Origin of the sequence: Mycobacterium sp., from assembly GCF_019247615.1 — a bacterium.
GTDB lineage: Bacteria > Actinomycetota > Actinomycetes > Mycobacteriales > Mycobacteriaceae > Mycobacterium.
The window spans coordinates 1-12,027 of record NZ_JAFBAT010000201.1; the positions used below are offsets into that span (position 1 = coordinate 1).

General features: G+C 65.1%; 11 protein-coding genes and 1 pseudogene. 2 read left to right on the forward strand and 10 right to left on the reverse strand.

Translation table 11 applies throughout. From position 1 onward, the window contains the following. The coding region (locus JO059_RS13910; protein ID WP_293319613.1) for a VOC family protein at nucleotides 1-860 on the forward strand (860 nt) is incomplete at its 5' end. A gap of 24 nt (nucleotides 861-884) precedes the next feature. Here JO059_RS13910 and JO059_RS13915 read toward each other — a convergent pair. The 9 genes from JO059_RS13915 to JO059_RS13955 form a co-directional block, all read right to left on the reverse strand. Continuing rightward, nucleotides 885-1,874, reverse strand: coding sequence for a D-2-hydroxyacid dehydrogenase family protein (locus JO059_RS13915; protein WP_293319615.1), 990 nt, complete (start codon nucleotides 1,872-1,874; stop codon nucleotides 885-887). A 7-nt stretch (nucleotides 1,875-1,881) separates the two neighbouring features. Beyond that, complete coding sequence (locus JO059_RS13920) at nucleotides 1,882-3,075, reverse strand: FAD/NAD(P)-binding oxidoreductase (RefSeq protein WP_293319618.1); 1,194 nt, start codon at nucleotides 3,073-3,075, stop codon at nucleotides 1,882-1,884. Between the two features lie 25 nt (nucleotides 3,076-3,100). Continuing rightward, a complete protein-coding gene (locus tag JO059_RS13925; protein WP_293319620.1) occupies nucleotides 3,101-3,928 on the reverse strand; it encodes a mycofactocin-coupled SDR family oxidoreductase in 828 nt (275 codons plus the stop codon). A 59-nt stretch (nucleotides 3,929-3,987) separates the two neighbouring features. After that, a complete protein-coding gene (locus tag JO059_RS13930) occupies nucleotides 3,988-4,806 on the reverse strand; it encodes an SHOCT domain-containing protein (RefSeq protein ID WP_293319622.1) in 819 nt (272 codons plus the stop codon). A 133-nt stretch (nucleotides 4,807-4,939) separates the two neighbouring features. Further along, on the reverse strand, nucleotides 4,940-6,130 hold the full coding sequence (gene tuf / locus JO059_RS13935; RefSeq protein ID WP_293319624.1) for an elongation factor Tu: 1,191 nt from the start codon (nucleotides 6,128-6,130) through the stop codon (nucleotides 4,940-4,942). Nucleotides 6,131-6,226: 96 nt separating this feature from the next. Next, nucleotides 6,227-8,332: an elongation factor G gene (gene fusA, locus JO059_RS13940; RefSeq protein WP_293319626.1), complete on the reverse strand. Its 2,106-nt coding sequence runs from the start codon at nucleotides 8,330-8,332 to the stop codon at nucleotides 6,227-6,229. 68 nt (nucleotides 8,333-8,400) lie between these two features. Continuing rightward, entirely contained in the window at nucleotides 8,401-8,871 is a 471-nt protein-coding gene (gene rpsG / locus JO059_RS13945) for a 30S ribosomal protein S7 (protein WP_066907284.1), read from the reverse strand. Next, nucleotides 8,871-9,245, reverse strand: coding sequence for a 30S ribosomal protein S12 (gene rpsL / locus JO059_RS13950; protein ID WP_007167812.1), 375 nt, complete (start codon nucleotides 9,243-9,245; stop codon nucleotides 8,871-8,873). Before rpsL ends, rpsG begins: the two co-directional genes overlap by 1 nt. A gap of 249 nt (nucleotides 9,246-9,494) precedes the next feature. Further along, nucleotides 9,495-10,148 (reverse strand): TetR/AcrR family transcriptional regulator, encoded by a 654-nt coding sequence (locus tag JO059_RS13955; RefSeq protein ID WP_293319631.1) that lies wholly within the window; start codon nucleotides 10,146-10,148, stop codon nucleotides 9,495-9,497. Nucleotides 10,149-10,972: 824 nt separating this feature from the next. On the opposite strand from JO059_RS13955, the pseudogene JO059_RS13960 reads away from it, so the two are divergent. Continuing rightward, a pseudogene (locus tag JO059_RS13960) lies at nucleotides 10,973-11,576 on the forward strand (transposase); the annotation flags it as partial. Nucleotides 11,577-11,808: 232 nt separating this feature from the next. On the opposite strand, the gene JO059_RS13965 reads toward JO059_RS13960, so the two are convergent. Next, nucleotides 11,809-12,027, reverse strand: a 219-nt coding sequence (locus JO059_RS13965; RefSeq protein WP_293319633.1) for a hypothetical protein, incomplete at its 5' end; no start/stop codon positions are given.

Sequence of the window (12,027 nt, forward strand, 5' to 3'; positions counted from 1 at the left end):
GCCTGATGCTGCACGTCGCCGACACCGATGCCGCCCTGCTGAAGGCGCGCGACCACGGCGCCATCGTCCAGCGCGAGGTGTACGAAAGCTACGGCAGTCGCAACGCCACGATCATCGACCCGTTCGGGCATCGCTGGATGCTCAGCGGCCCCGCGGCCGCGCCGGTGGCCGGAATACGGCACGGCGACATCGGATACGTCTCCGTCCGCACCCCCGACGCCGATCGCGCGGCCGCATTCTACGACCACGTCCTGGGCTGGACGTACGATCCCGCTTCGCATCGGATCACGAATACCCAACTGCCGACTGGTATTTCGGCTCACGCCGCACCTCCCACCCTGTTCTGCTGTTACGCCGTCACCGACGTGCAGGCCGCCCGGGCGGCGATAGCGCAGGCCGGGGGCGTCCCGGGCGAGCCCCGTAACACCGACGACGGCGTCCTGCTCGACGCCACCGACCCGCAGGGCACGGCATTCGCGGTCTTCGAGCCGCCCGCCGGGAGAAGGCGCCCGGAGCTCAACGGTTCCGGGCCCGGCGAGCTGGCGTACGTCACCTACCAGGTTCCGGACTCCGCCGGCTTTCGGGACTTCTACGGGCGGGTGCTGGGCTGGACCTTCGAGCCCGGGCGGGTCGCCGACGGCTGGCAGGTGGTGGGGACCCACCCGATGGCCGGCGCCGCCGGCGGGACCGCCAACCCCATCACGGTGCCGATGTGGACCGTCTCGGACATTGATGCGGCCGTCGCGCGCGTGCGCCAGGCCGGTGGCCGCGTGCTGGCCGAGCCTGCGCGACAACCGTACGGGATCACCGCCGAATGCACCGACGACCAGGGGGCCCGCTTCTATCTCGGCCAGTTCTAGGCCTGCAGTTCTAGGCCTGCAGTTCTAGGTCTGAGCGTGGGACTCGGCGCCGGCGATCCGGATGGGTGCCCCGTCCAGCCACGCGACGACGGCCTCGACGGTGTCCTCGTAAAAGGCGCCAAGCATTTCGCGGGTGACATAGCCCAGATGGGGAGACAACGTCACATTCGGGAGCGCTCTCAACGGATGGTCGGGCGGGGGCGGTTCGATGTCGTAAACGTCCAGGCCCGCCCCGGCGATGCGCTCGTTCGCGAGCGCGTCGATCAACGCCGCTTCGTCCACGATCGGGCCCCGGGAGGTGTTGATCAGATAGGCATGCGGCCGCATCCGGGCCAGCTCAGGTTGCCCTACCAGGCCTCGGGTGCGTTCCGAGAGCACCACGTGAACGGAGACCACGTCGGCCTCCTCGAAGAGGGTCGCCTTGTCCACCCGCCGTGCGCCGGCCGCCGCCGCAGCCTCCTCGGTGAGATGCTGGCTCCACGCAATGACCTGCATGCCAAAGACTTTCGCGTATTCCGCCATTCGCTTGCCGGTCCTGCCGAGACCCACCAGCCCGAGCGTCTTGCCGGACAACGTCATACCGGTCGTGGTCTGCCATCCCCCGGCACGCATCCGCCGATGCTCCTCGGCCAGATTGCGCACCGTTGCGATCAGCAACCCCCACGTGAGTTCCGGTGTGGGGTCGCGCATTGCCCGGAAACGAGGACTCGCCAAGTCGGAGTGCGCCACGAGGACGCCGCACTTATGGGCCGCGGCCATGTCCAGGTTGGGCAGGCTCCGGCCGACGATGGTGATCAGTTTCAGGTTAGGCAACCGCTCGATGAGCGTTCGCGGCAACGGCATCCGCTCGCGCATCGTGCAAATGACATCGAAGGGCAGCAGCGCTTCCAGGGCCTCCACCTCGGACAGGTGCCGCTCGAAAACTCTTATTTCGCACCGGGTTTGCACTTCAGACCAGTCGGCGAGCTCGAGGGCCAGGCCGGCGTAATCGTCGAGCACCGCGACCTTGGGCATGACGATGTCAGCCCAGCACCTCGGCGATCGGAGCGGCGGCTGCGATCTTGGAGCGGACCTTCATGACCTTGCCGGGCATGCCGCCGCCGACCACACCGACCAGCACCCCGTCGCGCTCGTAGTAGGCGAGAAACTTTCGCCCGTCATCCTCGATGAGGTGGACGGTGTCGGTGGCCTCCGGCTCCCCCAGACACTGGATCTTGATGTCGTACTGGTCGCTCCAGAAATAGGGCACCACGACGGCCGGTGGCGCGTCCTTCCCGAGTATCGCGGGCACCATCACCCGCGCCTGGTCGGCGACGTTGCTCCAATGTTCCACGCGCGCTTGATGTCCCGTGGCATCGCGCCAGGAGGCGACGTCACCCAGCGCCCAGACGTTCGGTGCGCTGGTGCGTCCGGCCTCGTCGCAGATGACGCCTCTGTCAACATTGTCGACCTCGACGCCGCTGCCCTCGAGCCACTCGGTCGCCGGGCGTGATCCGATGCCGACCACGACGAGGTCGGCCCCGAGCTCGCTGCCGTCGGTCAACACCACGGTGTCGACATGTCCGTCGCCGCGCACTTCCGCAACCCCGACACCGAGGCGGACATCGACTCCTTCCTCGCGATGCAGCCGGGCCACCAGTTCGCCGATGCGCTCGCCGAGCACCACGGCGAGCGGCGTGGGCTGCGGCTCGACCAGCACCACGTCCATTCCGAGGCTGCGCAGGCTGGCCGCGACTTCGCAGCCGATGAAACCGGCACCGACGACGACCGCGCGCTGCGCGGCCGAGGCGTGCTCGCGCAACGCCATGCTTTCGTCGAACGAGCGCAGCACCCGAATGCCTTCGAGATCCGGGAACGCCGGGATGCGCCGCGGCACCAACCCGGTGGCGATGACGAGCTCGTCGTAACCCAGCACGGTTCCGTCGGCCAGCGTCACCGTCCGCGCGACCGTGTCGAGACCGGTGGCGGCGGCACCGAGCCGCAGGGTGATGTCCTGCTCGTCGTACCACTCGCGCGGTTTGAGGGCGACATGAGTGTTCGCGTCGTCGACCTCTTTGCGCAGCACCTCTTTGGACAGCGGCGGGCGATCGTAGGGTAGGTGCACCTCGTCGCTGACGATCGTGATCGGGCCGGCGTAGTCCGACCGCCGCAGTTGCTCGGCGGTGCGAGCGGCGGCCAATCCTCCGCCGACGATGAGGATGCCCTTTTCCGTCACGTGGTGTTCTTACCACGGTCGCCGGTCAGTACTTCAATGCGCCCTTGTCGACGGGGATCTGGGTGCCCGTCAGTGTGCCCGAGCCGTCGCCGGCCAACCAGACGACGACGTCGGAAACCTCGTCGGCGGCGATGAAACCCTTGTAGTGCAACGGCATTGGCGGGAAGCTGTGCACGTAGCGGGGATGCTTGGCGAAAATCTCCATCATCGCTTCGGGCTCGATCATCGGGGTTTCCACCGAATACGGGTGAATGGAGTTGACCCGGATGCCGTATTCGCCGAGTTCGATGGCCAGCGTGTTGGTCAGCGCGGTGAGCCCGTACTTGCTGGCCGCGTAATGACCGTTGCCCGGCGTCGCCTTCAGGCCCGCCGACGAGCTGACGACGATGATGGACCCACCGTTGCCGGCCGCGATCATCGGCGGAATCGTGGCGCGCAGCGTGCGCCACGTGCCGGTCAGGTTCACTCCGATCACGGTGTCCCACTGCTCGTCGGTGAGCTCCCAGACCCGGCCCCAGCCCAACACCCCGGCGTTGGCCACCAGGATGTCCAGCCGGCCGAACTGTTCGACACCGTCGGCCACCAGTTGCCGCACCCCGGCGTCGTCGCGGACGTCCCCCTCCCGGGCCAGCACCTTGCGGCCCTCCGCCTCGATGAGGCGGACGGTCTCGGCGAGGTCCGCCGGCGTGGCCGGGCTGTAAGTGAGTGTGTCGGACGCCGGCGCACAGATGTCAAGGGCAATGATGTCGGCGCCTTCCCGCGCCAGCCGCACGGCATGCGACCGCCCTTGCGCGCGGGCGGCGCCGGTAACGAACGCCACCCTTCCCTGCAGTGATCCGCCCTGTCCAGCCACGTCTGAAAGGCTAGCAGCGAAACTGGAACGTGTTCTAATCGGGCCGAGCGCTTCGAGGCTCAGATCTCGGCGATGATCTGCGCCCGCCGGGCGGCGTACTCCTGGTCGGTCAGCGCCCCGCTGGCACGCAGCGTCTCCAGCTCTTGGAGCCGCTGGGCTATCGACGGTTGCGGTGGCGTGGCGACCGGTGCCGGGCCACCCGATGCCGCCGGCGCCTGCTGTTCGGCCGCCCTGCGCACGACGGCCTGGATCTGCTGGCGCAGCACCGGATTGGACCTCAGGTCGCCGGCCTGGTTGAGCGGAACGTTGTGGGCCTTCAGGATCTGCAGGATCTCCATCAGCGGCCCGACCTGCCCGCTGAGGTCGTAGGTCCTGTTGTCCTCGGCCAGGGTGAACTGTGCCGGCACCAGCCCGTTGACCAAAGCGCTTCGCTCCCAGTCGATTCGGTACTCCTGGGTGGTGGGGTTGACCACGACCACGAGCTTGCGGGCGGTAAGATTGCCCAGCCGGGTGACGCTGGCGAGCACCCGATCTTGACTGTCGAACGGCACGATCCCTGGACCCGAGATGTGCAGGTTCACCTTCACCAGCGGCTGCTCGTTGATTCGAGTGCCCGTCTCGGTGAGCCCGGTGATCTGGGCCAGCCCCAGCACTCCATGCTGCTCGAGCTCGGCGTTCTTGGCCGACGACTTGGCCCCGTAGTTGGCCAGCGCGATCGCGACCACCACATCGAGCACGGTGATCAGCAGGCCGACGTAGAGCATCCACTGCAGCAGGTCGCCCATTCCGAGCGTGTAGTAGACGATCAGGAAGATCGGCCCGACCAGGCCGCCGCACAGCAGAACGATCAGCTGCGCCTTCAGATAGCGTGCCAACACCCGTTTCTCCTCGCCTTGCCGGGAAGTCGGTGTCAGATTAGCGGTCCACCGCACTACCGATCCCATATTCGACGGTGAGAAACGACGAGGCCCGGACCGCCGTAGCCGGCAGTCCGGGCCTTGCGCTGAGTCCCTACTTGATGATCTTGACGACCCGGCCGGCGCCGACGGTGCGGCCACCTTCCCGAATCGCGAACCGCAGCCCCTCGTCCATGGCGACGGGCTGGATCAGCTTCACCGAGATGTTGGTGTTGTCACCGGGCATCACCATTTCGGTGCCCTCCGGCAGCGTCACCACACCGGTCACGTCGGTGGTGCGGAAGTAGAACTGCGGACGGTAGTTGTTGAAGAACGGCGTGTGCCGGCCGCCCTCGTCCTTGGACAGGATGTAGACCTGGCCCTCGAACTCGGTGTGCGGCGTGGTGGTGCCGGGCTTGGTGACGACCTGGCCGCGCTCGACGTCCTCACGCTTGATACCGCGCAGCAGCAGCCCGACGTTGTCGCCGGCCTGGCCCTGGTCGAGCAGCTTGCGGAACATCTCCACACCGGTGACGGTCGTCTTGGTGCTGGTCGGCTTGATGCCGACGATCTCCACTTCCTCGTTCACGTTGATCACGCCGCGCTCCACCCGACCGGTGACCACGGTGCCGCGGCCGGTAATGGTGAAGACGTCCTCGACGGGCATCAGGAACGGCTTGTCGGTCTCGCGGACCGGGTCCGGAATCGACTCGTCGACGGCGTCCATCAGCTCCTCGACGGAGGAGACCCACTTGGCGTCGCCCTCGAGCGCCTTTAGCGCCGAGACCCGGATGACCGGGGCCTCCTCGTCGAACTCCTGGGCGGCCAGCAGCTCGCGGACCTCCAGCTCGACGAGCTCGAGCAGCTCCTCGTCGTCGACGGCGTCGGCCTTGTTCAGCGCGACCAGGATGTAGGGCACCCCGACCTGGCGGGCCAGCAGCACATGCTCGCGGGTCTGCGGCATCGGGCCGTCGGTCGCGGCGACCACCAGGATCGCGCCGTCCATCTGCGCCGCGCCGGTGATCATGTTCTTGATGTAGTCGGCGTGGCCGGGGGCGTCGACGTGGGCGTAGTGCCGCTTGTCGGTCTGATACTCCACGTGCGCGATGTTGATGGTGATGCCGCGCTGACGCTCCTCGGGCGCGTTGTCGATCTGGTCGAACGCCTTCGACTCGTTCAGGTCCGGAAACTTGTCATGCAGGACCTTGGTGATCGCCGCGGTCAGTGTGGTCTTGCCGTGGTCAACGTGACCGATGGTCCCGATGTTGACGTGGGGCTTGGTCCGCTGGAACTTCGCCTTCGCCACTGTTGTGTCCTCCGACTTGTTGGTGCTTTGTTAAGCAGTTTGGTTTCTTGAATTGTGCCGCGGTGTTAACCGGGTCAGGTTACTCCCCGTGGGAGCTCACTGGCCCGTCGCCTTCGCGATGATCTCCTTCGACACGTTCGCCGGTACTTCGGCGTACGAGTCGAACACCATGGAGTAGTTCGCTCGGCCTTGAGTCTTGGACCGCAGGTCGCCGACATAGCCGAACATCTCCGACAGCGGCACGTGCGCCTTGACGACGCGCGCACCCGCCCGCTCCTCCATGGCCTGGATCTGGCCACGGCGGGAGTTCAGGTCGCCGATCACATCGCCCATGTAGTCCTCGGGCGTGGTGACCTCGACGGCCATGATCGGTTCCAGGATCACCGGTTGGGCTTGGGCGGCAGCCTTTTTCAGCGCCTGCGAGCCGGCGATCTTGAACGCCATCTCGGACGAGTCGACCTCGTGGAAGGCGCCGTCGAGCAGGGTGACCTTCACGTTGACCAGGGGGTAGCCGGCCAGCACGCCGTACTGCATGGCGTCCTGCGCGCCGGCGTCCACCGAAGGGATGTACTCGCGCGGGACGCGGCCACCGGTGACCTTGTTCTCGAATTCGTAGGTGGCGCCGTCTTCCCCGGTGAAGGGCTCAAGCTTGATGATGACCTTGGCGAACTGGCCAGAGCCGCCGGTCTGCTTCTTGTGGGTGTACTCGACACTGTCCACCACGCGGCGGATCGTTTCCTTGTACGCCACCTGCGGCTTACCGACGTTGGCCTCGACCTTGAATTCCCGGCGCATGCGGTCCACCAGGATGTCCAGGTGCAGCTCCCCCATGCCGCCGATCACGGTCTGGCCGGTCTCGGAGTCCAGGTGCACCTTGAAGGTCGGGTCCTCCTCGGCCAGCTTCTGGATCGACAGGCTCAGCTTCTCCTGGTCGCTCTTGGTCTTCGGCTCGATGGCCACCTCGATCACCGGGTCGGGGAAGGTCATCGACTCCAGCACGACCTGCTGGTTGGGGTCGCTCAGGGTGTCACCGGTGGTGGTGTCCTTGAGCCCGATCACCGCGTAGATGTGACCCGCGCTGGCGCGCTCGACCGGGTTCTCCTTGTTGGAGTGCATCTGGAACAGCTTGCCCAGACGCTCCTTCTTGCCCTTGGTGGCGTTGATGACCTGGCTGCCCGACTCGACGGTGCCGGAGTACACCCGGATGTAGGTGAGCTTGCCGAAGAATGGGTGAGTCGCGATCTTGAACGCCAGCGCCGCGAAGGGCTCGTCGGTGGTGGCGTGTCGGACGACCTCCTCGTCCTCCTTGCCAGGCGGGTGCCCGATCGCCGGCGGAACGTCGAGCGGCGACGGCAGGTAGTCGACGACCGCGTCGAGCATGGGTTGCACACCCTTGTTCTTGAAGGCGCTGCCGCACAGCACCGGATAGATCTCGGAGGCGATCGTCAGCTTGCGGATCGCGGCCTTGATCTCCTCGACAGTGAGCTCCTCGCCGCCGAGATACTTCTCCAGCAGTTCCTCGTCGCTCTCGGCGACGGTCTCCAGCAGCTTGGTGCGGTATTCCTCGGCCTTCTCGGCGAGTTCGGCGGGGATCTCGATGGTGTCGTAGGTTTCGCCGAGCTTTGTCTCGCCCCGCCACACCTTGGCGTTCATCTCGACCAGGTCGACGACGCCCTCGAAGTCCCCCTCGGAGCCGACGGGGAGCTGGATCGGCACGGCGTTGGCGCCCAGCCGCTCCTCCATGGTGCGGACCGAGAAGTAGAAGTCGGCGCCGATCTTGTCCATCTTGTTGACGAAACAGATGCGCGGGACGTCATACTTGTCGGCCTGCCGCCACACCTGCTCGGACTGGGGTTCAACACCCTCTTTGCCGTCGAACACGGCGACCGCTCCGTCGAGCACACGCAGGTTGCGCTCCACCTCGACCGTGAAGTCGACGTGACCGGGCGTGTCGATGATGTTGAGCTGGTTGTCTTTCCAGAACGTCGTGGTGGCCGCGGAGGTGATGGTGATCCCGCGTTCCTGCTCCTGCTCCATCCAGTCCATGGTGGCGGCGCCGTCGTGGACCTCACCGATCTTGTAGTTGATACCGGTGTAGTACAGGATCCGCTCGGTGGTTGTGGTTTTGCCGGCATCGATGTGCGCCATGATGCCGAAGTTTCGGACCTTGCTCAGGTCGGTCAGCACGTCCTTCTGTGCCACAGAAGTCTTCCCACTTTCGATTGCTCAGTTAGCTGTCTCGTTTGCGTCCGGCACCAGCGCCGGAGCACTCACCAGCGATAGTGCGCGAATGCGCGGTTTGCCTCGGCCATCTTGTGGGTGTCCTCGCGCCGCTTGACGGAGGCTCCGAGGCCATTGCTGGCATCCAAGATCTCGTTTGCCAGCCGCTCGATCATGGTCTTCTCCCGGCGTTGCCGCGAGAAGCTGACAAGCCAGCGCAGCGCCAGCGTGGTGGACCGGTCGGGACGCACCTCGACGGGCACCTGATAGGTCGCACCACCGACGCGGCGGCTGCGGACCTCGAGGGCGGGCTTGACGTTGTCGAGAGCACGCTTGAGGGTGATTACGGGATCGGTGCCGGTCTTCTCGCGGGCATTCTCGAGCGCACCATACACAATGCGTTCGGCCAGGGATTTCTTCCCCTTGAGCAAGACCTTGTTCACCAGCTGGGTGACCAGCTGCGACCCGTACACCGGGTCGTTGACCAGCGGACGCTTGGGCGCGGGCCCCTTGCGCGGCATCAGCTCTTCTCCTTCTTGGCGCCGTAGCGGCTGCGAGCCTGCTTGCGGTTCTTGACGCCCTGGGTGTCGAGCGAACCCCGGATGATCTTGTACCGCACGCCGGGCAGGTCCTTCACTCGGCCACCGCGGACCAAAACCATCGAGTGCTCCTGCAGGTTGTGACCCTCGCCGGGAATGTAGGCGGTGACCTCGACCTGGCTCGTCAGCTTCACGCGCGCGACCTTACGAAGCGCCGAGTTCGGCTTCTTCGGGGTGGTGGTGTACACGCGGGTGCATACGCCACGGCGCTGCGGGCTGCCCTTGAGAGCCGCCGTCTTGACCTTTGCGATCTTGTCCCGGCGACCCTTGCGGACCAGCTGCTGAATGGTTGGCATCTACCGGCTTCCTGTGTTGGCGTGAGCGTCTTGGTGTCTCTGTACTGCAGTTTTGCCCAGCCTTGGAATAGTGTCCGTACCCCGCGGCCGGGAGTGTCGCATTCGCTGAGCAACCGCTTGATCGGTTGCGTCGTGGACATGCGAATTAGCCCGGCATCCGCTTCCTTACGTCAGGCGCCGTAAGCCGCCAGGCACGAGCTACCACAATACCCGGCGCCAGTCTCGCAGGTCAAAAGCGGCGGCAGGCCTCTACTTCGGTGCGGCACTGTCGCGCGGGGCGCGCCTCTCCTGTGCCTCCAAACCCCGGGCCAGCCGCAGCACCATGTCGGAGAACAGCGCGTCGGTATCGATGTCGTCCATGACACCGGTCATCTCCAGCAACACGAAGCCGTGCATCGCGGACCAGAATTCGATCGCCGCATGGAAGGCCTCGTCGCGGCCGAGACCGTAGGAGGACAACACCTCGATCACGGGCGCGGCGGCGTTGCGGGTCGCCGCGGCGTACTCGGGGTCGTCACCCCCCAGCGGCATCCGGGTGAAGGCCGAGTATCGACCGGGGTGATGGTGCGCGTAGCTGCGGTAGGCGCCGGCCATGACCAGCACGGCGTCGTCGCGCGCGCGACCCTCCCCGACCCTGTTCAGCATCGTGATGATGTCGTCGATGACCCGGATCCGCACCGCGCGGCGCAGATCCTCCAGGCTGTCCACGTGGTTGTACAGCGAAGGTCCCTTGGTTCCCAGCTGGGTAGCCAACGCGTTGATGGTCAGCGAGTCCCACCCCTCCCGGTCCAGGAAAGTCAGGGCGCCGTCGACGATGCCTTCACGGCTGAGCTTGGCCGGACGGGAGCCGGACCTGCCCGCGCGCTGCCGCGCAGCCGCCGACGGCGATTCGGGAGCTGCCATCGCGGACCGTCCTTCGATTACTGCTGCGGTAGTTAACTAATGACTCTAGTCGAGGCGCAAGCGTCAAGCGTTACTGCGGTAACCGCTGCTCACAGCGTTAGCGTCATGCGATCAGACAGCTAACAGCTCGTTTCATAGTCTGACGATCGGCAACCATCCGGTTCTGGACGACGCCCATTCGTACCGATGTTTGACGCTTCCACGGAACCGATCTACGTTTGGTGTAGCTCGTTTCATTGATCCGTTCGACCATCTCGCGCGTTCTGCGCATGTCGACGACGCCCAGCCCTCTCGGGAGAGGGCGCCCTGTGAGCGGGGATCGGGAGATTCCAGATTCCGATTCCGATGTCTCCTGCTCACGAATGGTCTGTAACTCTCGCTGTCCAATACTGGTAATCCGCTGCAGCATCGCGCCGCCTCAAACACGGGCTGGGCGAACACGATCGACCGCACGGCTCGCACTGAGCACGGCCGCCGAGCGCACTTCCAGAAATTCCTTGATCAATACGACGGCGACGAGAAACGCGCCCGCAGCGCCTGGAAGCCCACTTTCAGAACATGGCGCGCAAGTCCCGCGCGGCCCGCAAGGCGGCCAAGTGAGTAAGTCGATGACTGTCGATGAGGCGCACACCCTGACCGACAAGATCAAACAGCGGCTCGACGAAACATGGAAGCTGATCGCCGAGGCGTACAAGAAACGCGCCGACCGTGTCATCGGCTACCCGACGTGGGATTCGTACTGCAAGGCCGGGGACTGTCTGAACAACGGTGGATCTGATCTTGGTCTGACACGCCGGGCGTTAGCTTGGCGGGAAGGGCTGACGATGTCAGAAACACTCGATCCCGTGGCGATGGAACTGGATCAACGGCAGCTGGCTGAGCAGTTGCTGGCTCAAGCGAAGGAACAAGGTGTCGAGCTGGTTGGCCCGAACGGGCTGTTGAACCAGTTGACCAAGAACGTGCTCGAGACCGCGCTGGATGCGCAGATGTGCGAGCACCTCGGGTATGACAAGCACGATCCGGCCGGACGCGGCAGTGGGAACTCCCGCAACGGCACGAGGGCCAAGACGGTGCTCACCGAGATCGGCCCGGTCGAAATCGAGGTGCCTCGCGACACCAACAGCAGCTTCGAGCCGCAGATTGTCAAGAAGCGTCAACGCCGCTTGACGGGGATCGATGAGATCGTGTTGTCGCTCACGGCAAAGGGTTTGACGACCGGCGAGGTCGCTGCGCACTTCGCCGATGTCTACGGCGCCACGGTGAGCAAGGACACCATTTCCCGGATCACCGACAAAGTCATCGGCCGAGATGACCGACTGGTGCAACCGGTCGCTGGAGCCGGTGTACCCCGTGGTGTTCATCGACGCTATCCATGTGAAGATCCGCGACGGGCAGGTCACCAATCGCCCTATCTACGTCGCCGTCGGGCGATCCTGACCCCCATTTCGCACGCAAAGAACACGAGTATCGCAAGGTCGAGATGTTCGGCGATCTCGTTGTGGCTCAGTTCAACCCACACGACAATCGGGATGTTAACGACAATCGCAGACGTGACGAACGCTCAGCGACAGCTCGCACACTCATCGCGCAGCCCCGTCGAACGGGTCGAATGGCGGCTCGACAAGCCACCAGAACGTCAATTCGGACGTTTCGTATGCGATCACTTCTCGGCCCCGACCATCTTGCGAACCCCGATCAGAATCGCCGCTACTGCCAACAGCATCCCGAGCGTCGCGAGAGCAAGTGCTGCAATCATTTTGATCTCCCTTTTAAATGTGTTGTGACGTGCGCTGATGCGCACAATTACAGTCCAGTAGAGTGAAATGAGGAGTGCGACAATCCAACTCAAATTACAGCGTTGAATCTCCAACTCCCACAG